This window comes from Pseudomonas sp. GW821-FHT07G06, assembly GCF_058986625.1.
Genome location: NZ_JBYSVW010000002.1, coordinates 649,759 through 673,157 on the forward strand (window position 1 = coordinate 649,759; position 23,399 = coordinate 673,157).

General features: G+C 61.5%; 19 protein-coding genes. 3 read left to right on the forward strand and 16 right to left on the reverse strand.

From position 1 onward, the window contains the following. Window positions 1-19 precede the first annotated feature (19 nt). On the reverse strand, window positions 20-856 hold the full coding sequence (locus tag AC3WJW_RS06475) for a sulfotransferase family protein (RefSeq protein WP_493725498.1): 837 nt from the start codon (window positions 854-856) through the stop codon (window positions 20-22). A 315-nt stretch (window positions 857-1,171) separates the two neighbouring features. On the opposite strand from AC3WJW_RS06475, the gene AC3WJW_RS06480 reads away from it, so the two are divergent. Further along, on the forward strand, window positions 1,172-1,759 hold the full coding sequence (locus AC3WJW_RS06480) for a phage tail protein (RefSeq protein ID WP_493725499.1): 588 nt from the start codon (window positions 1,172-1,174) through the stop codon (window positions 1,757-1,759). 54 nt (window positions 1,760-1,813) lie between these two features. After that, window positions 1,814-2,125, forward strand: coding sequence for a DUF6916 family protein (locus tag AC3WJW_RS06485; RefSeq protein ID WP_102702420.1), 312 nt, complete (start codon window positions 1,814-1,816; stop codon window positions 2,123-2,125). Window positions 2,126-2,148: 23 nt separating this feature from the next. Here the strand turns inward: AC3WJW_RS06485 and AC3WJW_RS06490 are convergent, their stop codons facing one another. The 15 genes from AC3WJW_RS06490 to AC3WJW_RS06560 form a co-directional block, all read right to left on the reverse strand. Then, the gene (locus AC3WJW_RS06490) at window positions 2,149-2,646 is read right to left on the reverse strand and encodes a GNAT family N-acetyltransferase (RefSeq protein WP_493725500.1); all 498 of its coding nucleotides are present in this window, start codon (window positions 2,644-2,646) and stop codon (window positions 2,149-2,151) included. A gap of 11 nt (window positions 2,647-2,657) precedes the next feature. Continuing rightward, window positions 2,658-4,754 carry an efflux RND transporter periplasmic adaptor subunit gene (locus AC3WJW_RS06495; protein ID WP_493725501.1) on the reverse strand — a complete coding sequence of 699 codons (2,097 nt, stop codon included), beginning with the start codon at window positions 4,752-4,754 and terminating at the stop codon, window positions 2,658-2,660. Beyond that, a complete protein-coding gene (locus AC3WJW_RS06500) occupies window positions 4,755-6,074 on the reverse strand; it encodes an efflux RND transporter periplasmic adaptor subunit (RefSeq protein ID WP_493725502.1) in 1,320 nt (439 codons plus the stop codon). It lies immediately after the preceding gene. Continuing rightward, window positions 6,071-6,850: an efflux RND transporter periplasmic adaptor subunit gene (locus AC3WJW_RS06505; protein ID WP_493725503.1), complete on the reverse strand. Its 780-nt coding sequence runs from the start codon at window positions 6,848-6,850 to the stop codon at window positions 6,071-6,073. Before AC3WJW_RS06505 ends, AC3WJW_RS06500 begins: the two co-directional genes overlap by 4 nt. A gap of 79 nt (window positions 6,851-6,929) precedes the next feature. Then, the gene (locus AC3WJW_RS06510; protein WP_493725504.1) at window positions 6,930-8,477 is read right to left on the reverse strand and encodes an efflux transporter outer membrane subunit; all 1,548 of its coding nucleotides are present in this window, start codon (window positions 8,475-8,477) and stop codon (window positions 6,930-6,932) included. After that, on the reverse strand, window positions 8,474-9,538 hold the full coding sequence (locus AC3WJW_RS06515; RefSeq protein ID WP_493725505.1) for an HlyD family secretion protein: 1,065 nt from the start codon (window positions 9,536-9,538) through the stop codon (window positions 8,474-8,476). Before AC3WJW_RS06515 ends, AC3WJW_RS06510 begins: the two co-directional genes overlap by 4 nt. A 26-nt stretch (window positions 9,539-9,564) precedes the next feature. Further along, window positions 9,565-11,085, reverse strand: coding sequence for an MFS transporter (locus tag AC3WJW_RS06520; protein WP_493725506.1), 1,521 nt, complete (start codon window positions 11,083-11,085; stop codon window positions 9,565-9,567). 208 nt (window positions 11,086-11,293) lie between these two features. Beyond that, the gene (locus AC3WJW_RS06525; RefSeq protein ID WP_493725507.1) at window positions 11,294-12,223 is read right to left on the reverse strand and encodes a LysR family transcriptional regulator; all 930 of its coding nucleotides are present in this window, start codon (window positions 12,221-12,223) and stop codon (window positions 11,294-11,296) included. Window positions 12,224-12,331: 108 nt separating this feature from the next. Further along, window positions 12,332-13,198, reverse strand: a complete 867-nt coding sequence (locus AC3WJW_RS06530; RefSeq protein ID WP_015092951.1) for an ABC transporter permease — start codon at window positions 13,196-13,198, stop codon at window positions 12,332-12,334. A 21-nt stretch (window positions 13,199-13,219) separates the two neighbouring features. Beyond that, complete coding sequence (locus AC3WJW_RS06535) at window positions 13,220-14,080, reverse strand: ABC transporter ATP-binding protein (protein WP_493725508.1); 861 nt, start codon at window positions 14,078-14,080, stop codon at window positions 13,220-13,222. Between the two features lie 5 nt (window positions 14,081-14,085). Continuing rightward, window positions 14,086-15,111, reverse strand: coding sequence for an ABC transporter substrate-binding protein (locus tag AC3WJW_RS06540; protein WP_429397681.1), 1,026 nt, complete (start codon window positions 15,109-15,111; stop codon window positions 14,086-14,088). An 18-nt stretch (window positions 15,112-15,129) separates the two neighbouring features. Further along, window positions 15,130-16,017: a TauD/TfdA dioxygenase family protein gene (locus AC3WJW_RS06545; RefSeq protein ID WP_493725509.1), complete on the reverse strand. Its 888-nt coding sequence runs from the start codon at window positions 16,015-16,017 to the stop codon at window positions 15,130-15,132. A 371-nt stretch (window positions 16,018-16,388) separates the two neighbouring features. After that, a complete protein-coding gene (locus tag AC3WJW_RS06550; RefSeq protein ID WP_493725510.1) occupies window positions 16,389-17,753 on the reverse strand; it encodes an HlyD family type I secretion periplasmic adaptor subunit in 1,365 nt (454 codons plus the stop codon). Next, window positions 17,743-19,899, reverse strand: a complete 2,157-nt coding sequence (locus tag AC3WJW_RS06555) for a type I secretion system permease/ATPase (RefSeq protein WP_493725511.1) — start codon at window positions 19,897-19,899, stop codon at window positions 17,743-17,745. Before AC3WJW_RS06555 ends, AC3WJW_RS06550 begins: the two co-directional genes overlap by 11 nt. 42 nt (window positions 19,900-19,941) lie before the next feature. Continuing rightward, complete coding sequence (locus AC3WJW_RS06560; RefSeq protein WP_493725512.1) at window positions 19,942-21,291, reverse strand: TolC family outer membrane protein; 1,350 nt, start codon at window positions 21,289-21,291, stop codon at window positions 19,942-19,944. A gap of 357 nt (window positions 21,292-21,648) precedes the next feature. Here AC3WJW_RS06560 and AC3WJW_RS06565 point away from each other — a divergent pair. Then, the coding region (locus tag AC3WJW_RS06565; RefSeq protein ID WP_493725513.1) for a retention module-containing protein at window positions 21,649-23,399 on the forward strand (1,751 nt) is incomplete at its 3' end.

The window sequence follows — 23,399 nt, forward strand, 5'->3', positions numbered from 1 at the left end:
TCAATGAAAAACGCCGCGATCAAATGTTCGCGGCGTCGGACTTCATACGAATGACGTTGGCGGCGCTGGCAGAGCCATCGAGCCAAAAGGACAAGTCTGAGTATTGCTTGAACAGATCCGGCGGCAGGATGGTGCGCCGGGCCTGTACGGCAACTTTGGGTCTGACCTTGTGCAGACCGGTCACTCCGAGGGCCTGATCGAATTCCGGTGCATCGTAGGCCAGGTTGTCGAAATCGTGTTCGAACCAGGGTTCGTCGATGAATTCGTAGACCAGCCGCATCACTCGATCAGGCGCTTGGGTCAGAAGGTCATAGTCGATGATCAGCAAGGAATCGGCATGCTCGCCATAATAGGCTTCCTTGAGCGCCGCCCAGGCAAAACCCACCAGGCGATTGCGCTGGGCCAGGGTTTCGCAACGGCTGTAGACAGTGTTGCGCTCTACGGCATCGCCGAAGAGCTTGGTGTTTTCATAGGGATTGGCGCGGTAAAGACGCTCGATGCTGTCCATGATCCAGGCGACGTTGCGCACACAGGCAATCACCTTGGCCTTGGGAAACAAATCGTTGATGGCCGGCAGCTTGGCGCTCCAAAGACGATTGGTGTCGAACACCACCGGTTTGTCAGCCTTGTCGGCGTAGAAGGAATCAAACAGACCGCGCAACAGGCGGCGGCGCATGTCGATGTCGATCACCGCGCCGAACTCGCTGCCGGCGCTGCACTGGTCCAGAACACCGGAAAACAGGGAACCCACGGGGCTGGTCATTCCGGCATGGAAACGCGGGTTCTGCAACAGGATTGCAGAAAGCAGGGTCGAGCCCGAGCGCGGCAAACCGGAAATGAAATGAAAATGGTGCAAGTCCCTTCACCGTTTTGATAGTCCTTTTGTAGGACAAAGCGTAGTTGATCGATGAAGCTTCGACTAGTGGTGTTTTGATATCAATTTGAAGCTAAACCGACTTGTTACCGAGCTTTGCGCAACCAATGAAGGGTTTTAACGATGACAGCCTTGGGGAGTGCGTCCATCGGGCAAACACAGCATCGCCACGACACCCACAATCTACGACTACGCTGTGGCGTGGCGTGACCGAGCCACGTAAGGAAAAGGAGTCGACACCCCCAGTGTCTGGCAGCCGCGTGGCGCGCCAACCACTAACCTGAAGGATGAGGATTCATGGAAGTATTTATCGGCACTATCCAGCCTTTCGCCTTTGATTTCGCCCCCCAGAACTGGGCCCTTTGCAATGGCCAGACGTTAAGCATTTCGCAATGGAGTGCATTGTTCTCGCTGATTGGCGTGAACTACGGCGGCAACGGCCAGACCACCTTCATGCTACCCAACCTGCAAGGTCGATTACCGATGGCCCAGGGCACCGGCACCAATCTCAGCACGCGCACCATTGGCGAGATTTCCGGAACCGAAAACGTCACCGCGACCATCGGCAACATGCCTAACCACACCCACCAGATGTCCGGACTGACCGCCACCACCACCCTGCAACTGGCCAACCCTGCGAGCAATCCCGTGAACGTGCCAACGGCAACCAACTCGTTCATCGGCGCTTCAAGTGGCGGACCGGGGACGGCGAATATCTATTCGGATCAACAAGGGACAACAGCGGTGACGCTCCAGGGCGTGAGCACCACCGTCACCGGTGAGATTGCCTCCACTGGCGGGACCCAGCCCATGAGCGTGATGAACCCGTTCCTGGTCATCAACTTCAGCATCGCCCTGCAAGGGTATTTTCCATCGCGTGGCTGAGGGTTCGTCGGGGGCCGCGCGCCCCCGGCACTGTTCACTTTTCGGAGCCTGATCATGTTGCAAGCGGTTCAAAGCCATCATTTCCAGACCCTGCTGGGTCAGACCGTCGCCCTACGCCTGCCCGACGGCAGCGAATTGTCGGTACAGATCGAACACCTTGAGGACTCACCCCGTGCCCGCATGCGCAACAGTGAGCGCATGCCATTCAGTGTCGAGCTCAACAGCCTGGTCCCGACCGATTTTGTGGACGGGTTATGCACGCTGCAATTGCCGGAACTGGGCAAAGTGGAAAACATTTTCGTTTCCCGGGTGCCGTCTATGGGACGTGATCCGCAGCGAGGCTACTTCTACATCGCCTTCAACTGACCCTTTTCTGGCTCGCAGTGCCTTCAGCCTTGCGGATACCACACCAGCCGTTGTGCCGCGACGTTGTATTCCTGCACTGCAAAGCCCAGGGCCAGGTAATGCCCAAGTGCATGGGGATTGCTGGCCCAGACCACCGTCGCCACCGGGCAACGAATCTGTTGGGCGGCTTTCTGCACCCCCTGCAGTACCGCCCGCCCATACCCCTGCCCCCGCGCCGCCGGGATAAAGGCCAGATACAACACGCGAATCTCGTTCGCCCCGAAATCAGTGCTCAACGCGCCGATCGCAGTGCCAAGCTTCTCAACCACGTAATGCATGGCATTGGGGAAGTTTTCACCCAGACCTTGCTCCTGCACCAGGAACTGCTGGGCCACAACCTGCTCGACCACCTCCACGCTGTCGTCGATCCATTGCAGGTCGGGTCGGGCCGATTGATACAGGCGCTGCAAAAAAGGCCCGTCACTGACTAGCGAAGGCCGTACCACCAAACCTTCGGCTGCCACAGCACTGTTGTTCGCCATCGTCGCTCTCCTTAAAAACCGCTTTCCCTGACCCCCAGCGCCGCCATGCGCCGCCAGGCGACCCCCAATAACGACTCGCCGCTGCCCTGCAACACTGCCACGCCACGCAATGGCTGCACCGGCGGCGGCGCCGGTTCGAGGGTCATCAACCGCGCACCGTACTGCGCCTGTACCGGCTCGGCCCGTTGATACTGATCGCGGCGCACGGCAATCGGCCCGTGGTGATCGGAAGTCAGCGCCTCCTGATCGACAAACGCCGCACCATTGGTATCGATTTCGCTCAGTTGCACGGCAATCGCCGGGTGCATCGGATCGTCCGCGATAAACCGTCCGGTGGCACCCGGTGCCACGCGCCAGAGCTCCGCCTCGGCCAGATAACCGCGCAAGCGCACACCCCGTTCGACAACCCGGGCCAGCGGCTCCCGGGTCGATAGCCAGCGACCCACCGCCCATTGCGGCAGCAGATCGCGCACAGTGCCGGCATGGGGGGCGCGCAATAGCAAACGCTCGCGCTGAGCCGCCAGCCCCCGGTATTCCGCGACCGCTTCGGCCAGGCGCTGCTCGACGATCCCGGCATCGGAAGCCGTTTCACTGCGGCTGGCCTGACGACGCATCTGCAACTGCTGAATCTCGATTTCCCGGCGCGCGATGGCCTGGTGCGAATCGAGATCAGGGGATTCCAGTTCGATCAGGACATCGCCCTGGGCCACCGCCTGCCCGTCCTGCACATTCACCGCCTTGATCCGGGCCGCCACTGGCGCATGCAGGGTGCTGACCCGTCCTGCTTCGAGCATGGCCGGCACCTCGACGGCACTGCGCCACGGCAGGATGAGCAGCAACAACAGCCCGAGCACCGCCAGACTGCTGAGCAGCACCCGCGGCCCATGCGCCTGCTCGCGGCGGCTCCACCACTGACGCCATTCAATCATGATGGGCAGGAAGATGAACCACACCAGTTCCACCAGCATCAGGAAGATCCCCAACACCTTGAAGAACAGGTGGTAGACCGCCAGAGCGATCCCGAAAAACAATGCCGCGCGCCATAACCACGAGCCATACCCCCAGATCAGCAAACGCCGTTGCATTGACGGCGGCCAAGGCTCCGGCGCCGTGGCACCGTAGCCGAACAAAAATTCGCGCAGGCGCCAGCGACACAAGGCAAACGCCCGGCCTTGCAGGTTATCGACCTGCCAGAAATCGCTGAGCAAAAAATAACCGTCAAAGCGCATGAACGGGTTGAGGTTGACCACCAACGTCGTGATCCACGTAGCACTGGCGAGCATGAATGCTGCGGTGCGAGCCGGCCCGTCGGGCAGCAACGACCACGCCAGCAAGGCCAAGCATGCCAACAGCAACTCGGCCAGCACACCGCCCGCGCCAATCAGCAACCGGGCCTTGCGATCATTGACCCGCCAGGCATCGCTGACATCGGTATAGAACATCGGCAGCAGCACCATGAACGCCACGCCCATGCTTTGTACCCGGCACCCGGCGCGCTTGGCCATGAACGCATGACCGAATTCGTGGCAGAGCTTGGCGAAGAACAGGGCCACGCCGAACGCCAATGCGCCGCCAAGGCTGAACAAATGCGGAAAGGTCGCGATAAACCGCTGCCAGTCCCGCGACACCAGAAACACCCCCAACCCCAGCACGGCGGGCAATCCGTAGCGTAGCGCCCGCGGGCCAAAGCGCTCCAGCCATGGCCAGGCACGGTTGAGAAAACGTTCGGGACGCCACAGCGGAATACGAAAAAACAGGTATTGATGCAGCAGCTGCTGCCACAGGCTCTGACGCTGGGCAGCCGCTTTAAGGCTATAACTGGCCCGCTGTTGGGGATCGAGGGCGGTAATCAGGTCGTGGCTGCGCAAGAACACCAGCAACTGCTCAAGATCTGCAGCGTCCAGTGCCAGTCCCGGCTCACGATTGGCCGCTTGCAGGACTTGCTCGGGTTCACCCAACGACCAGTGGCGCAACAAACGCATGGCCGTGGTACCGAGCTTGAAGTAACGCCCCCGCACCGGGTCGGCCAGCGTCCAGCAGGGCGCACCGTCCAGTGCCGGCGCTGCCGGGGACAATTGCAGGTCGGCACGCAGGCCGGGCAGGCTCATTTACAGGCCCACGCTCTGACGCAAACCCGCCAGCGGTCGACGCAGCAGGTACAACGCCAGCGGCGCCCGGTCACCGAAGATTTTCGCCGTACCGCGCAAACCGATGCGTGGTGGTTTCGCGTCGAAATTCGCATCCAGGCGATAGGCCAACTGCCCGCCCGCCGTGGGCTGCGCTTCATAAGCCGAACGTTCGAGTCTGGCCAGGTGCCGTTGCAGTGGGTCACTGTCGAGGAACAAGGCGACCTCGGCGCCGGGCTCCAGGGAAATCGCATCGCCCACGGCCAGTTCAATACGCAATTGCGCCTGAGCCGGATCGGCGATTTCCATCAGCCGCTCGCCCGTCTGCACGGGCTTGCCGGTCCAGCGCTCGGCATCGGCAAATACCGCGATGCCATCGCGCTCGGCGCGCACTTCGCTGCGCTTGAGCAGTTCACGGGCGTAGTCACGCTCGGCGCGTTTCTGTTCGACCCGGGCGGCCAGCAAATCCAGTTTCGAGCTGGACTCGGCATCGGCGAACGAGCGCTGGGAGTTGGCCTTGAGTTCCGCCTCGGCAACCCCGAGGGCGCGTCCGGCGACATCGGCCTGAGCCTTGAGCGTGGTGCTTTCGAAGCGCAGCAGCAGGTCGCCGGTCTTCACCGTCTGGTTGGGTTTGACCAGGAATTCGGCAATCACACCGTCCAGCGGCGCCGCCACCACCCGACCACCCAGCGGCACCACTTCGGCCGGCGCCAAAACGGATTGGCGCACCGGGGTCAACAGCCCGAGCAATAGCATTGCCACCAGCAATGCCTGGCGTTTGCGCGTCCAGCGCAGGCGCCATGGCTTGCGCGGTTGCAACGCCTGCCAGGCGTGGCTGTAAGTATCGCTCAGTTGCGACAGCAGCACTTGTTCGGCAGGGTTCCACGGAACATCCCGGGCCAGCCACAACCCGCCGAACACTTCGCCCTGCCGATCGATCAGCGGCAGCCAGAACACCTGCGCAGCCGACAGGCTTTGCCACTCCGCCTGCAGTGATTCGCTGAGGACATCGGCGGCAATGACCCGCGCCTGCTGCAACTGCTCGCCTTTGAACAACTGCGCCACCGCCTGCTCGACGAACGCGACAAACGGCGAATTCGGTTCCACCGCGCTGACACCGGTCACGGCCTGCACCTTCCCGGCGATCAACAGTGCCGCATGGCGAAAGCCAAACAGTGCCTGGCCATCATTGACCAGGCTGTAGGCCAATTGGGCGGGCGTTTGGGCTGCGCGGGTCTGGCGCTCCAGATCAAGAAAACGTGCGAATACCTGCTCGGCACCGCCGCTCACCGGCGCGTTCACTTGAACTCCGCGAAATGCGCCGTGCCGCTCATGCCCGCCAGCAACCCGCTGGCATCGGGCACGCTGGCCACCAGCAGCAAGGTCTGACTGCCTTCATCGATTCGCGCGCCCAGGCGCTTGACCGTCGCGTCCAACGGCTTGCCGGTTTCATCGGGAACAAAACTGAAGGTCTGGCCGGGCCTGAGGCGGGCCATCCAGCGCGAGGGCACCAGCAGATGGATTTCCAGGGTGCGATTATCGACCACGTCCAGCAATGGCGCACCGGCAGGAACGCTTTCATAGCGCTGCACCTTGCGCTCGACGACTTGGCCATCGAACGGCGCCAGCACGCTGCAACGCTTGACCTGCACTTGATACACCTGGGACTGCGCCTGGGTTTCGCTGACCTTGGCCTCGGCACGTGCCACTTCGAAACGCCCGACCGAATTCAGCGCGGCCAGTTGCCGGTTGTGCGCCAGCTCTTCACCTGCGCCACGGCTGGCCGCTTGAGCGGCATTGAGCTGCGCCTGATAGGCCGAGCAATCGAACCGCGCCAGGGTGTCGCCCTTCTTGAACGACTCCCCCTCGCTGAACGGCAATTCGACAATCCGCCCGGGGACCTCACTGGCCAGTACGGCCTGGTCCCGGGCGCGCAATACACCGCGAGCCTCGGTGCTGGTCGCAGCACTGGCGCCTGCATCCATTTGCGCAAGCGGGTCGTCTGCCCCGGGCGTTTGCGCCTGGACAACGCTCGCGACGAGGACCCATCCCAACCCCAACACACAGAAAATCCGCATGACCGCACTCCCTTTCGGATCAACGGAGTCTACGACAGCGGGGACTAGCGTCAAGCAGATGGCCATCATTGCCTGTGTATTAACGCTGCGCCGTCTCGCTCAACGGATACACCGACTCCCAACCCCCACCCAACGCCTTGTACAACCCGACGGCCGCCAGCGACACGCCGGTCGAGCTCTCGACCCACTGCTCCTGCGTGGCTAGCAACGCCCCTTGCACGGTGAGTACGGTGACGAAATCCACCACGCCCTCAACGTACTGCTGTTGTGCGGTGTCCAGCGCAATGCGGTTTTGACGCACGGCTTCGGCCAGGCTGTCGCGGCGTAATTGGCTGGCGTTGTAGGCGGTCAGTTGGTCATCGATTTCATGCCAGGCGCGCAACACGGTTTGCTGATAGGCAATGGCCGCTTCCTGTTGTTGTGCTTCACGCAATTGGAGTACGCCTCGCAAACGGCCACCGTCGAACAACGGCAAGCTCAATTGCGGGCCGATCCCGAACGAACGCGAACCCCAGGAGCCGAAATCGCTCAGTTGCATGGCTTGGGAGCCGATGCTCCCCGACAGGATGATTCGCGGATAGAAATCCCCCTTGGCCACGCCAATGCTCGCCGTGGCGGCATGCAGTCGCGCTTCGGCCTGGCGAATGTCCGGTCGACGTTCAGCCAGTTGCGAGGGCAAGCCAATGGCAACCTGGCGGGGCGTTTGTGGCACCGGGGCGTCTGTGGATAACTCCGCCGCCAATGCCTGGGGTGCTTCGCCCATCAACAGGCTCAAGGCATTGATCAGCTGCCACTGGCGCTGCTCCAGCGCGGGCAGACGCGATTCGATGGCCGCCACCTGCGCGGCGGCCTCGGCGACATCCAGATCCGTCGCGACGCCGTCGGCCAGGCGCAGTTGCGAGAGCTTCAGGCTATGGCGGGCGACGTCGAGGTTCTGTTCGGTGACGAGCCGGGTGTTCTGCACACCGCGCAATTGAATGTAGTCCTGAGCGGTTTCGGCCAGCACCGACAGCAGCACGCCACGCCGATCGTTCTCGGCGACCTCCAAAGTGGCGTCGGCCGCTTCGGTTTCCCGACGCACGCGGCCCCAGAAGTCCAACTCCCAGGAAGCGGAAAAGCCGGCATTCCACAGGTTGAAAGCCGATTGGCCGTTGTGACCCGACGGATCGCTCAGACCTTCACCACTGTTGCGATTGCGCCCGTAACTGCCACTGGCGGCCGTGTTGGGGTAGCGGTTGGCAGTGATGACCTGGCGCACCGCACGACTTTGCTGCAAACGGCTGCCGGCCAGCTTCAGGTCGAGGTTGTCGGTCAGGGCGCGCTGGCTCAAGGCCGAGAGTTTCGGGTCATGGAATACCTCCCACCAGCGCTCGGCCATTGTTTCGGCGATGGCCTGGCTGGCGGCGGATTTGGCCGGTTTTGCCCATTCGGTGATTTGTGTGGTTTCGGGCTTTTGGAAATTGGGGCCGACGGTGCAGGCGCTGAGGCTCATGACGAGCAAGGCACTGAAGGTGAGTGGCTGCCACAGGCCTCTTCGCGAGCAGGCTCGCTCCCACAGGGGAATGCGTTTGAATGTGGGAGCGAGCCTGCTCGCGAAGGCGTCAGCGCGACCAACAAAAATCTTCATCGCTGAACAACCTCTTTCGCCTTGGCGGTGGCCGTATCGATACTCGCCTCCACCGACATCCCAACCCGCAAGCGCTCGGCCAGCGCCTGCCCCGGCTCCAGCACGATCTTCACCGGTATCCGCTGCACCACCTTGGTGAAGTTGCCGGTGGCATTGTCCGGTTTGATCGCGGCGAACGTCACCCCGGTGGCCGGTGCGATGCTTTCGACACGACCGTTGAGTGCCGCACCGCCCAGGCTGTCGACGCGCACTTGCACCGCCTGCCCCGGCTGCACATCCGTCAGTTGCGTTTCCTGGAAATTGGCCATCACATAAGCCTGCGCCAGCGGCACCACGGCGAGGATCTTGCTGCCCGGCGTCACGTAGGCGCCGACCCGCACCGCGCGTTCTCCGACCATACCGTCCTGTGGCGCCACGATCCGCGTATAGGACAACTCGTAGCTGGCCATTTCCAGCTTCGCTTGCGCCCGCTTCAGACCGCCTTGCGCCGCATCGCGCTGGGCCGTCAGGATCTCCACCTGCTTGCGCTCCGCCGCCAGCACTGCCGTGGCGTTAGCCAGACGTGCGCCAGCCTGGTCGATGCGCGTTTGCGCCTGTTGCGCATTTTGCACCGTGCCGGCGCCCACCCCGGCGAGGTGCTTGTAGCGGTTCAATTCATGCTCGGCAAAGGCCATTTCCGCCTTGGCCGAAACCACCGAAGATTGCGCCTGGGCAATCACCGATGCCTGGCGCTCCAGAGTCGCCCGGGCGTTTTGCAACTGCGCCCTGGCCACCAGCGTTTCGGCGTCGGCGGCCTGGGCGGCGGCGCGCAAATCCCGGTCGTCGATCAGCGCCAGCAACTGCCCCGCCTTGACCTGCTGGTTGTCCTCGACCAGCACTTCCTTGATAAACCCGGCAACCCGCGGCACGACCAGGGTGAAATCCGCCGAGACGTAAGCATCGTTGGTGTTCTGCTGGGTACGCTTGCCGAACAGGCCGGGCATTGCCAGGTACAGCGCCCCACCGACGGCCAATGCGACGGCCACGGCCACCGCGACTTTCTGCTTTGCTTGGGTGTTCATAAAAACCTTCTGTTTCAGTGGAGCATTCAGGTCGGTGTGCGCGGCGGATAGATCCGCGTCGGCAGCCAGAAAATCAGCAGGATCAAGGTCACGGCGATACCGGCCATGCACAGGTAAAGATCAGAGGACGTGAGCACCAGCGCTTGCTCATGCAGACGATGAGCGAGACTTGCGCTGTCGCGTTCGGCCAGCGGCGAGTTGCCGAGGCGATCGACCAGCATGGTCGAGTGAAAATGCAGACGGGCCGTGGTCAGCGCTTCGATCACCCCGGTGGCGATGACTGCCGACAGGCCTTTGACGGTGTTGAACCAAGCCGATGCGAACGGCCCTTCCATCGGGTTGATGCTGCCGGTGGACAGCATCAGCAGCGGCAATACCGCCATGGGCTGACCGAAAATCTGCAACCATTGCAGTACATAGAAATCGTCACGAATCCACGCGGACGTCAGTTGCGAGCCGCCGACGCACGACAACGCCAGCATGCCCAGGCCGATGCCCAATACCCAGCGGCAATCAACCCAGCGAAAGTTGCACAGGGCGGCCACCAACGGCAGCGCAATCAATTGCGGCAGCGCCGCCAGCAGCATGATCGGTGCGGTCTGTACCGGGCGATAACCTTGGACCTGCGCCAGATAGCTGGACGGGATAATGATCACCGCCTGCAACACCACCAGCACGCCCGCCAGGGTCAGCAGGGCGAAAGACAAGTTACGGATGCCGAGCATCTGCATCTTGAAAAACGGCATCGGCTGCGACCACTCGCCGCCCAAGAACAGCACCAGCAGCAACAGCCCGCCACCGAGCAATCCGCAGATCAGGTTCGACTCGAACCAGTCCAGGCGGTTGCCCTGCAGGATGCCGATCACCAGCATGCAGATGGCAGGAAAACCCAGCAGCAATCCGCGCCAGTTGAAGGATTTGAAGCGCTCCAGGCGCAGCGGATCCTGGGGCAAGCCGTACGCTACCGCGGCCATGGCAATCAGGCACGGCGCGATGATTTGCCAGAAGGTCCATTGCCAGCCGACGTATTCGGTCCACAGCCCGGCCAATGGCGTGCCCAGGCCCGGACCGAACGTCGCCGTCAGGGCATAACCGGCCAGGCCATACAACTTCACGTTGGCGGGCAGAAACCGCAGGGCCACGGTCATCAGCATGGGGGGCAGTGCACCACCCGCCAGGCCTTGCAAGGTGCGCAGCAACAGCAGACTTTCGTAATTCGGGGCGAAGGGGCACAACACACCCAACAGGGTGAACAGGCTGATGGCGCACAGGGTGAAACGCCGCAACGAGAACGTCACCGCACACCACGGCGCAAACGCCATGGCCGCCACCGACGTCGCCGTGTAACAGGCGACCAGCCAGGTGCCTTCGTCGTAGCCGATGGCCAATGCACCGCGGATGTCGGCGAGCGCGACCTTGGTCACCATTTCGTTCAGGCCCGACACCAGCACCGCCAGCAGCACACCCACCAGGCCGATGATGATCCGTGGGCCGAAAACCGGCGGTGCGGCTGCAGCGACAGGTGCCGTGACCGTAAGGGAAGTCATGTACTGCGAGCTCCGGCGTGGAAAGACCGAAGCATTCTAAAAAGCGTGATGCCTGACGAAAATCAACTTATTGGCAGGTTATAAGTGCGCCAGACGCAATGATGAAGGACCTCTGTGGGAGCGAGCCTGCTCGCGAATGCGGTTTTTCATTCAACATTGATACTGACTGACCCAACGCCTTCGCGAGCAGGCTCGCTCCCACAGGGGTTCAGCGGTGATTTTCAGGCTGCGCAGCCAGCCACGTCTCATCGCAGCAGGTTTTCAGGGTTTCACGCAGCCAGCGGTGCGCCGGGTCCTTGTCGAAGCGCGGGTGCCAGGCCTGGGTCAGCATCAGGGTCGGCAACGGAATCGGCAGGTTGAACGAGCGCAGTTTCAACCCCAGCCGCCGCACACTCAGCAAGGCTTCCTTGGGCACCGGCAGAATCAGGTCGGAATCGGGCAGGGCAAACATCGCCGCATGAAAACTTGGCGCGATCACCGCCACCCGCCGCTCCAGGCCCAGGGCATTGAGCGCGGTATCGATCGGCCCCCGGGCAATGCCACGCCGGGACATGCTGATATGCGAATAACCGGCATAGCGCTCTGCCGTGATCTCTTCGTCCAGCAGCGGATGATCCTCACGCACCAGGCCGACGAAATGGGTGGAAAACAGGTTCTGAACCTTCACTTCCGGGGTCAACGGCCGTGTGTTGCTGACGCTCAGATCGATCCGCCCTTCGCGCAAGGCCTCATCATCGCCATCGCCTTCCGGGACGAACCGCAATTCGCAGTGCGGCGCCTGCCGGTCGAGGGTGTCGAACAACCTGCCGCCGTAGACACCGACAAAGAAGTCATTGGCCCGAATACTGAACCGCCGCCGCAGCGAACTCAGCTCCACCGCATCGGCCGAACGAAACAGCAACCCGGCCTGCTCGACAACGCTGCGCACTTGCTCGCGCAATTCCAGCGCCTTGGGTGTCGGCACCAGGCCACGGCCGGCGCGCACCAGGATCGGGTCGCCAATGGCTTCGCGGATGCGCGTCAACGTCCGGCTCATGGCCGCCGGGCTCAGGTTCATCCGCCGCGCCGCCCCCACCACACTGCCCTCGTCGAGCAAGGCGTCGAGGGCGACCAGCAGGTTCATGTCCGGGAGTTGCATGCAGGGCACTCATGACCGATCAGGATTGATCCAGGTGCAATGCTAGCAGGTCAAAAGATCGCAGCCTTCGGCAGCTCCTACAGAGGAATGCGATCTTTTGATTTTCGATCAGCGCTGCATCCCCCAGCGCTTCACCGTCACCCGCTCCAACGAATCAAACACCAGATTCTCCACCAGCAACCCAATCAGAATCACCACCGCCAGGCCGGCAAACACCTTGTCGGTGTACAGCTCATTGCGATTCTGAAAGATGTACCACCCCAACCCACCCTTGCCGCTGGTCGCGCCAAACACCAACTCGGCAGCAATCAACGTCCGCCAGGCAAAAGCCCAGCCGATTTTCAACCCGGCGAGGATCGACGGCAGCGCCGCCGGGATCAGGATGAACAGCACAAAACGCATGCCCTTGAGGCCATAGTTGCGCCCGGCCATGCGCAGGGTTTCCGAGACGCCGAGAAACCCGGCGTAGGTGTTCAGCGCCAAGGCCCAAAGCACCGAATGCACCAGTACGAAAATCAGGCTGTTCTGCCCCAGGCCGAACCACAACAGCGCCAGCGGCAATAGTGCGATAGCGGGCAACGGGTTGAACATCGAAGTCAGGGTACTGAGCAAGTCGCGACCGAATTGCGTCGACACCGCCAGCGTCGTCAGGCCAAACGCCAGGACGATGCCGATCAGGTAACCCTTGAGCAACACCACCAAAGAGATCCACACCTTGCCCAGCAACTCGCCACTGAGCAGGCCGTCGTACAGCGCGTGAGCGGTCTGCAAAAAGCCCGGCAGCAGCAGATCGTTGTTCTGATAGCGCGCAACGGCTTCCCAGAGCACGGCGAGCAACACCAGGATCAGGCTTTTACGCAACCAGCCCTGTTGCCACAGGCGCTGGCCAAGGGGCAGTTCACGCTCCAGCGGCACGCTGGTCAGTGGCTGCAAAACCGTTTCGAACGCTTCACGCGGGGATGATAAATGGCTCATCGGACCCTCCTCTCAACTGGCTCAATACGCGATGCGGATGTCAGCGAAATCCAGCTCATGCTCGGCTTGCGGCGATTGACCTTCGTCGAACAACAGCCGGTGAATGCGGCGCGCCGATTCCTGAAACGCCACACCGCCGAGGCTGTGCAAATCGTATTGGTGGCTGTGCACTTCCGCCCGCACTCGCCCCGGATGCGGTGACAGCAACAGAATGCGGTTACCCACCACCAGCGCCTCTTCGATGGAATGCGTGACGAACAGCAGCGTGAAGCGCACCTCTTCCCAAAGCAGCAGCAGTTCCTCCTGCATCTTGCGTCGGGTCAGCGCATCGAGGGCGGCGAAGGGTTCGTCCATCAGGAGGATTTTCGGCTGCATCGCCAGCGCCCGGGCGATGGCAACCCGAGCCTTCATGCCACCGGACAAGGTGTGCGGATAGGCATCGGCAAACGCCGCCAGACCGACCTTCTCCAGGTAGTGCAACGCCCGCTCTTCAGCCTCTTTGCGCCTGAGGGTTTTCGAGGCGAGCAGCGGAAACATCACGTTCTGTTTGACGGTTTTCCACGGCGGCAGTTGATCAAACTCCTGGAACACCACGATCCGGTCCGGCCCCGGCGCATCGACGCGCTGGCCTTGCAGACGGATCTCACCTTCCACGGGCTGGATGAATCCGGCGGCGGCCTTGAGCAAGGTCGACTTGCCGCAACCGGAAGGCCCGAGCAGGACAAAACGGTCCGCCGGATCGATCTCAAAGCTGACTTGATGGGTCGCCCGCACCACCCGCTGCGGCGTGCGGTACTCGAGGCTGACGTTATCGACCGACAGCAGCGCCTGGGCTGCCGCGATCGGATTGCTGACCGTGTGGCCTTGCAAAGGGGCGTTCATTTCGGTCAGCTCCCTTGCAGCGGCTTGGCGTCCTGGAAGAAATAATCCTTCCACGAGTCCGGTTTGTTTTTGATCGCGCCGACGCGGTAGAGGAACTCGGCCAACGGGTAAGTGTTTTTCGGCGTGACGCTGAATTCGAACTGCGGGTTGTCGATGATTTTCAGCAACGCGGCGCGGTCGATTTTGGCCTTGGTCACGCGGATGTAAGTGTCCGCCGCTGCGCCTTTATCGTTCTGCGCAAACTGTGCGGCCTCGGTCAGCGCTTCGATGAAGGCCTTGTAGGTTTTCGGGTTCTCGTTGCGGAATTTCTCGGTGGCGAACAGAACAGTCGGCGAGTTCGGGCCGAGCAGGTCATAGGTGTTCAGCACCACGTGTACATTGGGATTTTCCAGCGCCTGATCCTGGAATGGCGGGTTGGAGAAGTGGCCGGTCAACTCGGTTCCGCCAGCGATCAGCGCAGCCGTGGCATCAGGATGCGGAACGGCGATGGTGTACTTGTCGAGGCGGTTGAATTCCTTGTCGCCCCACTGCCTGGCGGCCGCGTATTGCAGGAAGCGCGACTGCACCGACACGCCCACCGCCGGCACCGCGATGCGGTCCTTCTCGGTGAAATCGGCAATGGTCTTGACCTTGGGGTTGTTGCTCACCAGGTAATACGGGAAGTTACCGAGGGAAGCCACGGCCTTGACGTTCTGCTTGCCGTGGGTGCGATCCCAGATGGTCAGCAGCGGGCCGACACCGGCACCGGCAATGTCGATCGAGCCGGACAGCAGCGCATCGTTGACCGCCGCGCCGCCGGAGAGCTGGGTCCAGTCGACCTTGATGTCGATACCTTCCTGCTTGCCGTACTTCTCGATCAGGTTCTGATCGCGCACCACGTTGAGCAGCAGGTAGACGATGCCGAACTGTTCGGCGATGCGGATTTCACCTTCGGCGTGGGCCACGGTCGGCGCCACCAGGCTGCCGGCGATCAGGCTGAAACCCAGGCCGATGGCGGCGGCCAGGGGTGCAAAGGGCAGACGTTTGGACATGATCAATTCTCCGGCAATTCAGAAAGGCGCGTCGCCCTGGATGGTGGTGCGATACAGCTTGCGGCGCAGATGGCTGGGGCATCCGGCAGCAAGGTGGATCAGCGAACGGTTGTCCCAGAACACCAGGTCATGGGGCTGCCATTGATGGCGGTAGATGTTTTGCGGCAACACGCTGTGGGCGTAGAGCTCGGCCAACAGTTGTTGGCTCTCGTCCTCCGGCAGGCCAATGATGCGGGTGGTGAAACCCTCGCTGACGAACAAGGCCTTGCGGCCGTTTTCCGGGTGTGTCCGCACGACCGGGTGCACGACTTCGGCGACCTGGGCCAGCTGCTCCGGGGTCAGGGTCGGGCGCCAGTTGCCTTCGAATTTGGTTTCGCTGTAACGCGCCGTGTAGGAGTGCGCGGCCGATCGGCCTTCCACCGCTTTGCGCAGCGCCTCGGGCAGGTTGTCCCAGGCCTTGTGCATGTCGGCGAACAGCGTATCGCCGCCCTCCGATGGCAGCTCCTGGGCATGCAGCATCGAGCCCAGGCTCGGCAGTTGTTTATAGGAGAGATCGGAATGCCAGAACTTGCCGGCGTCGCCCAGGCCGATGTTCTGGCCGTTTTCGACGATGTTGGAAACGATGAGGATTTCCGGATGCCCTGCCAGCAGGAACTGCTTGAGCACGTGAATCTGCAACACGCCAAAACGACGGCTGAAGTCGATGTGCTGTTCGGGGGTGATGCGTTGGTCGCGGAACACCACCACATGATGGTCCAGGTGCGCGCGGTGAATGCGTGCGAAGTCCTGGTCATTGATCGGGCGGGACAAATCGAGGCCGAGGATTTCGGCGCCCACCGCTCCGCTGAACGGGCGGATTTCAAAGAATTGTGGCGCGATGCTTGGCGAAGCTGAAGCTGCAGACATAAATCACTCCCACGCACGGCACGCTCAAGGGCGCGCGCGTCGATCAGAAACTCACGGAGGTCCCGTGTTGGTTCGTGTCGTGCGGCGCGCCGATTGGTCGGCAGGTACGCAGGAGATTGACTTTATAGGTATAAGAATTGAAATTTAAATACCGTTAATGAATAACGATATGGCGATTGCTAAGGGACTGCGTGGAATGCGGAGTGACGTTATTTGTCACTTACTGACAGGGTTGTGGTGTTTCCACTGACGCCTTCGCGAGCAGGCTCGCTCCCACAGGGGTTCTCCGCTGGGCACAAATTTGTGATCCAGCAAAAAATCCATGTGGGAGCGAGCCTGCTCGCGATGGGGCCATCAGCCTCAATGACGAATTACCGCTCGTGCAGCGCCTCGGCCCGCGCGCGGATGATCGGTTTGAGCAGGTAGCTGAGGATGGTCTTCTTGCCGGTGATGATGTCCACGGAAGCCACCATCCCCGGAATGATCAACAGGGGTTTTTCGTCGGTGCCCAAGTGGCTGCGGTCGGTGCGCAGTTTGATGATGTAGTAGGTGGTTTTCTTGTCTTCGTCGGTAATGGTGTCGGCACCGATCTGTTCCAGCTTGGCCTTCAGCCCACCGTAGATGGTGTAGTCATAGGCGGTGAATTTCACCGTCGCTTCCTGCCCCGGGTGCAGGAACGCGATGTCCTGCGGGCGGATCTTCGCCTCGACCAGCAAAGTGTCGTCCAGCGGCACGATTTCCACCAGGTCGCTGCCTGGCTGGATAACCCCGCCGATGGTATTGACCAGCAGCTTGTTGACGATACCCCGCACCGGCGAGGTGACCAGCGTCCGGCTGACCCGGTCTTCCAGGGCCTTGCCGGTGGCTTGGGCCTTGTTCAGTTCGGTGCGTGCTTCATTGAGTTGGGTCAGGGCTTCGCTACGGAACTTGCCGCGAGTTTCGTCAATTTTGCGCTGTACTTCCTTGATCGCCGACTCGGCTCGCGGAATAGCCAGGGTGGTGGCGTCGAGCTGACCACGGGTCTCCGCTTCGGCACGCCTGAGGCGCAGGACTTCCACCGGCGATACCGCGCCCTGGGCCACCAATGGCTCGGACATGCTGATTTCCTGACGCTGAAAGCCCAATTGCTGGCGGTACTGCGCCTGCTTGGAGGTGAACTCGCGCAGCTCCTGCTGGCGCTGGATCAACTGCTCCTGCAAGCCGCCAATTTCGTCGTGCAACTGCTGGCGGCGGCTGATATAGAGCGACTCTTCGCTCTTGGCCTGACCCGGCACGGCCTTGAGTACATCCTCGGGGAAGTTCAGCGGACGATCGTCGACCTCGGCGCTCAGGCGCTCGACCCGCAGCACCATCGACAACCGGTCGGCCTCGGTTTCACCAACGTTCGACGCAAATCGAGTGTCGTCCAGGCGAAGCAGCGGTGCACCCGCGTCGACGATCTGGCCCTCCTTGACGAACAGCTCGGAAATGATACCGCCCTCAAGGTTCTGGATTTTCTGGATCTTCGACGACGGAATCGCCTTGCCATCGCCCTTGGTCACTTCGTCGATGACCGCGAAGTTGGCCCAGAACATCAGGAATACAAAGAACGCGATGATCGACCAGATCGTCAGCCGCACCACGCGCGGCGCATCTTCGATCAACGCCTTGTTGACCTCCGGCAGCGGCTGGCCCTGAAGCGAAGCAGAGCCCCTGAAGTAGCGAAGGATCGAACCCTTACCCGACTTAAGCAACACTGATCTGCCCCTTCTTCAACGCTTCCATCACCGCGGCTTTCGGACCGTCGGCGAGTATCTGCCCGCGGTCGATCACGATCAGCCGATCCACCAGCGACAACAGCGATGCCCGGTGTGTCACCAGCACCACGGTCTTGTTTTCGATCACGGCTGCCAGGCGCTGCTTGAGGCGCTCTTCACCGGTGTTATCCATGGCACTGGTCGGCTCGTCGAGCAGCAGGATCGGCGGATTGAGCAGTAACGCACGGGCCAGGGCCACGTTTTGCCGCTGGCCGCCGGAGAGGTTCTGCCCGCGCTCGCCCACTTGCAGCTCATACCCCTGCGGATGCAGGCGCGCATATTCGTGGACACCGGCCAGCTCTGCCGCTTGCAGCACCAGTTCATCCTCGACATACCGCGCACCGGAAACCAGGTTGTCGCGCAAGGTGCCGGCGAGCAACTGAATGTCCTGGGGCACGTAGCCGATGTTGTAGCGCAGCTCGCTGACGTCGATCTGGCGGATATCCACGCCATCGACCAACAACGAGCCATCATCCGGCTGATAGAGCCCCACCAGAAGTTTGGCCAGCGAGCTCTTGCCCGAGCCGCTTCGGCCAATGATGCCGATCTTCTCGCCGGGATGAATCGACAGATTGATGTTCTTCAGCGCCAGGTTCTGCTGTTCGGGGTAAGTGAAATTGAGCTGGCGACATTCAATCGCGCCCTGCAACACCTTGCGGCTGAGCGGGCGCTCTTCGAAATTGCGCTCCTGGGGCAGTTCCATCATTTGGTCGACGGACGTCATGGTCACCCGTGCCTGCTGATAGCGGGTCAGCAACCCGGAGAGCGACGCCAGCGGGCTGAGCGCACGGCCACTGAGCATGTAGCAGGCAATCAGGCCGCCCATGCTCAGGTGACCGTCGATGATCTGGTACACACCGAAGACGATCATGATCACCCCGGCCAGTTGCTGGATCAGCAAGGTGATGTTCATCGCCAGGCCGGACAGCATCTTCACCCGCAATTCTAGGCGACTGAGGGTGCCGATGGTCTGCTCCCACTGATACTGCCGTTCGCTTTCGGCGTTGTTGACCTTTACCGCATCCAGCCCGGCCAGGGTTTCGATCAGGCTCGACTGACGCTCGGCCCCCAGCGCCATGGTCCGCTCCATGGTCGCTACCAGGGGTTTCTGCAACGCATAGCCGATGGCCAGGGCTATCGGGAATGCCAGCACCGGTATCCACACCAGATGGCCGCCGAGGATCGCGATAACCATGAAAATCAGGAGGGTAAACGGCAGGTCGATCAGGCTGGTGAGGGTCAGCGAGGCGAGGAAATCGCGCAGGCTCTGAAATTCATGGATGTTCTGGGCAAAACTGCCGACCCGTGCCGGCCGGTACTTCATGGTCATGCCGACGATGCGCTCGAACAGCGTGGCCGAGATAATCAGGTCGGTTTTCTTGCCGGCCAGATCCAGGCACAGGCTGCGCAGGCTTTTCAGGATCAGGTCGAAGAGGTAGGCGCCAGAGATGCCGACAGCCAGCACCCATAGCGTCGCTTCGGCCTGGTTCGGCACGACACGGTCGTAGACGTTCATCACGAACAACGGCGCGGCCATGGCAATGATGTTGATCAGGAAACTGGCGGCGATGGCGTCGGCGTACAACCAGCGCGAACGTTTGAGGGTGTCGCGGAACCACGAGCGCGCACGCGGAATCAGTGTGCCGTGATTGACGTCGAACTTGTGCTGCGGCTGGGCAAAAAAGACCTTGCCGGTGTAATCGTCGGCCAGCAGCTCGCGGCTGACCAGGGACTCACCGCCATCGCTTTCGCTGAGCAGCACCCGCACCTGATCTTCGCCTTGCCAGCCAAGCAGCACGGCACTGCGACCGTCCTTGAGCAGCAACAGTGCCGGCATGGCAATCGGCGGAATGTCCTCCAGCTTGCGCTGCAGCACCCGACCTTGCAGCCCCGCGCGAGCCGCCGCACGAGGCAGCAACTCGACACTCAAACGCTGCTCGGGCAGTGGCAGGCCGGTGGTGAGCATGGCCGCGCTGGCCGGCTTCTGGTGCAGCATGCAAAGAGCGAGCAGACCATCCAGCAACGGATCGTCATGCAACGCGCGTGGATCATGAATGAGTTGAACCCGACTGACTTCTGATTCCACGCTCGGCACTCTTGGCTAACAATTGAACAATGAAGGTCCTGCTCAATTCATACCGGGCAATTGGACCTTGGGCTTCACGTCGTTCTGCACAACGGATGCCAACGGTGCGACCACTCCCTGGCTCTTGAGCAACTCGCCCATGGTCGCCTTGATTCGGTATTGAGTAAATAACTGAATGTTCTTGATCTCCGCCAGACGGCGAGAAGAGGAGAACAGCTCGTTCTCGCTGTCGAGCAAATCGAGCAGAGTGCGCTCGCCAAGGCTGAACTGACGCTGGTAAGCGGTACGCACGGCGGTGCTGTGATCAACGTACTGCTGGGCGATCGGCACCTGGGCATTGGCGTTGTTCAGGGCGTTCCAGGCCAGGCCAAGTTCTTCATTCAACTGGCGTAGGGCGTTGTTGCGGATGTCCAGCGCCTGGTTCGACAGGTAGGCCTTGGACTCCAGGTCGGCCTTGTTGCTGCCGCCGGCATACAGGTTGAAGCGCATGCGCAGCATGGCCTGCCACTCGTTGTTGTGGCCGTTCTGACCATCGATATCGTTGTCGGCGCTGCGACCCAGCTCAGCATCGAAGCGTGGGTAGAAGGTCGACTTGGCCGTGTCGTACTGCTTTTCGGCGGCGGCGATGTCGGATTCGGCCGAGCGCAGGATCGGGCTGTTTTCCAGCATCTGCGCGCGGGCTTCATTCAGGTTGGCCGGCATCAGCGCCAGGAAACTCGCCGGGCGTTCCAGTTGATCGGGCATCTGGCCGACAGCGGACAGGTAGTTGGTCTCGGCATCAGCCAGGTTGGTCTGCTCGGTGATCAGGTTGTTGCGCGCCTGGGCCATCCGCGCCTCCGCCTGATCGAGATCGGCACCGCTGCCGACGCCACGCTGGGTGCGCAGCTGGATCTGGTCGTAAATGCGTTGGTGGCTCTTGAGGTTGTCCTCGGCCAGGCGCACGAACTCGCGACGGGTCAGCACGTCGAGATAGACCTGGGCCACGGTCAACCCGGTACGCTCGGAAGTACTCAGCAGCGAATAGGCACGGGAGTTGACGGTGGCTTGTTGACGCCCTACTTCGCTGGTCGTCGCAAAACCGTCAAAGACCATTTGGGTCAGTCGCAAACTTGATTCACTGCGATTCAGGGTTTCGAAGTGATTGTTGCTGCCGTCTCGAGTCGTCACGCTATCGGTGCCTTCACGACCATAACCGCCCAGCAGATCGACCCGTGGCAAGTACCCACCCTTCGCAGCCCTCAACTGATAGTCCGCAGCCAACCGGCTGTTGACGCCGGCCTGGACCTCTGGATGGACATCCAGCGCTTGTTGCATGGCTTCTGGTAAGGATTGCGCCTGGACAAAAGACGCGGCGAGGACGAAAGGTAGAGCCATGAACAAAGGCGAACGCATTGTAGGAATTTCCCAGGACTTCTTGTCTTGAATCACGGCTGAAAAGCGCGCGGTGTCGGAAGATGGCAAGCGGAGTGACCGTATGTCGGAAAGCTCAAAAGCGGAACTGGATCACATACCGAAGACAGGGTCACAGCTCAAATATCAATGTGACATTACTGGGACGATTGTTTAGGATGGCTCCAAGAAGGTCAATAGTTTGGCATAAAGTTAATAGCGAAAAAATATAGCCAAAATATTGACGAATTGCAGCGTCAAACTTGTGCATCTATTTTGCAATGAACGTCCAGTCTGGTCGGCGCAGACGCCATCAGGTCTATGGAAGTCAACTGAACGTGACACCCCGGAGAGTCTTCAATGAGCAGTGTTGTGGCCATCGTCAAAAGCATTGTCGGTCAAGTTTTCGTGGTGTCCCCAGAGGGCATCCGCCGCGTTCTCGTTGAAGGCGACAAACTGTCCGCCGGGGACCAGATCGACACAGGCCTATCCGGTGCCGTGTCCCTGGAACTGGCCGATGGCCGCACACTCGATCTGGGCCGCGACACCCAATGGAGCGCTGACGCGCCGGACTCCAGTGTTGACCTGGCAGCCGCCACCGCACAAGCCGCGCCGTCCGTTGAAGAGCTGCAACAGGCCATTGCCGCCGGTGCCGACCCGACCAAAGACCTTGAAGCCACCGCCGCGGGCCCGACTGCCGCAGGTTCGGGTGGTGCCGCCGGGGGCGGTCACAGCTTCGTCATGCTCGACGCCACGGCTGGCCGCGTCGACCCAACCATCGGCTTCCCAACCACCGGTCTTGAGTCCACGGCTGCTCCCACTACGCTCGATACTGGCAACCAGAACACCACGACCCTCACGACCTTCAACGCTCCGAGTGTACTGACCGCGGATACGGGCACTCTGGCCGAAGACAGCATCGCGACGGGCAACGTACTGAACAACGATAGCGATGCCGAGACGCCGCTCAGCGTCACCAGCTTCACCATCGCCGGCGTCACCGGCAGTTTCATCGCAGGCCAGACAGCGACCATCGTCGGCGTCGGTACGTTGACCATCGGTGCCAATGGCAACTACACCTTTACTCCGGACGCCAACTACAACGGTGCCGTACCGCAAATCACGTACACCACCAACACCGGCTCGAGCAGCACGCTGGACCTCACCGTGACAGCGGTCGATGATCCGAGCGTTTTGACTGCCGACACCCAAACCATTGCTGAAGACACCACCGCGATCGGCAATGTGCTGAGCAACGACAGCGACATCGATAACGCCCTGAACGTGGTCACCTTCACTATTGATGGTGTTCCTGGCACCTTCACAGCGGGCCAGACGGCGACCATCGCCAACGTTGGCACCCTGGTGGTCGGGGCCGACGGCGCTTACACCTTCACACCGGACGCCAATTACAACGGCACGGTGCCGACCGTGAGCTACACCGTCACCGACGGTTCCACCTCGACGCTGAACATCGGTGTTACGCCGGTTGATGACAGCTTTATCGATGCCAGTGAAAGCGTGACCACCGCTGAGGATGCCCCGGTAACCGGCAGCGTGTTGACGGGCACCTCGAGCGTCGACGGTCCGGTCAGCGTGGTTAATTTCACCATCGATGGCGTTCCTGGCACTTTCACCGCCGGCCAGACCGCGACCATCGCCAACGTCGGCACCCTGGTGATCGGGGCCAATGGCGCTTACACCTTCACCCCCGACGCCAACTACAACGGCAGCGTTCCGACGGTGAGCTACACCGTCACCGACGGTTCGGGCAGCAATGTCACCTCGTCCTTGAACATCAGCATCACCCCGGTCGATGACAACTTCACCGACCTCAGCGAAAGCGTGACCACCACTGAAGATGCCCTGGTGACCGGTAGCGTCCTCACTGGCACGAGCAGCGTCGACGGTCCGGTCAGCGTGGTGAACTTCACCATCGACGGCGTTCCTGGCACCTTCAACGCCGGCCAGACCGCGACCATCGCCAACGTCGGCACCCTGGTGATCGGGGCCAATGGCGCCTACACCTTTACGCCGGATGCCAACTACAACGGCACGGTGCCGACCGTCAGCTACACCGTCACTGACGGTTCCGGCAGCAACGTCACCTC

Excerpts from the sequence above, each read along its gene's own strand:
- AC3WJW_RS06480 (WP_493725499.1), top strand. The coding sequence starts at position 1,172 with ATGGAAGTATTTATCGGCACTATCCAGCCTTTCGCCTTTGATTTCGCC.
- AC3WJW_RS06485 (WP_102702420.1), top strand. The coding sequence starts at position 1,814 with ATGTTGCAAGCGGTTCAAAGCCATCATTTCCAGACCCTGCTGGGTCAG.
- AC3WJW_RS06490 (WP_493725500.1), bottom strand. The coding sequence starts at position 2,646 with ATGGCGAACAACAGTGCTGTGGCAGCCGAAGGTTTGGTGGTACGGCCT.
- AC3WJW_RS06495 (WP_493725501.1), bottom strand. The coding sequence starts at position 4,754 with ATGAGCCTGCCCGGCCTGCGTGCCGACCTGCAATTGTCCCCGGCAGCG.
- AC3WJW_RS06505 (WP_493725503.1), bottom strand. The coding sequence starts at position 6,850 with ATGCGGATTTTCTGTGTGTTGGGGTTGGGATGGGTCCTCGTCGCGAGC.
- AC3WJW_RS06510 (WP_493725504.1), bottom strand. The coding sequence starts at position 8,477 with ATGAAGATTTTTGTTGGTCGCGCTGACGCCTTCGCGAGCAGGCTCGCT.
- AC3WJW_RS06515 (WP_493725505.1), bottom strand. The coding sequence starts at position 9,538 with ATGAACACCCAAGCAAAGCAGAAAGTCGCGGTGGCCGTGGCCGTCGCA.
- AC3WJW_RS06520 (WP_493725506.1), bottom strand. The coding sequence starts at position 11,085 with ATGACTTCCCTTACGGTCACGGCACCTGTCGCTGCAGCCGCACCGCCG.
- AC3WJW_RS06525 (WP_493725507.1), bottom strand. The coding sequence starts at position 12,223 with ATGCAACTCCCGGACATGAACCTGCTGGTCGCCCTCGACGCCTTGCTC.
- AC3WJW_RS06530 (WP_015092951.1), bottom strand. The coding sequence starts at position 13,198 with ATGAGCCATTTATCATCCCCGCGTGAAGCGTTCGAAACGGTTTTGCAG.
- AC3WJW_RS06535 (WP_493725508.1), bottom strand. The coding sequence starts at position 14,080 with ATGAACGCCCCTTTGCAAGGCCACACGGTCAGCAATCCGATCGCGGCA.
- AC3WJW_RS06540 (WP_429397681.1), bottom strand. The coding sequence starts at position 15,111 with ATGTCCAAACGTCTGCCCTTTGCACCCCTGGCCGCCGCCATCGGCCTG.
- AC3WJW_RS06545 (WP_493725509.1), bottom strand. The coding sequence starts at position 16,017 with ATGTCTGCAGCTTCAGCTTCGCCAAGCATCGCGCCACAATTCTTTGAA.
- AC3WJW_RS06560 (WP_493725512.1), bottom strand. The coding sequence starts at position 21,291 with ATGCGTTCGCCTTTGTTCATGGCTCTACCTTTCGTCCTCGCCGCGTCT.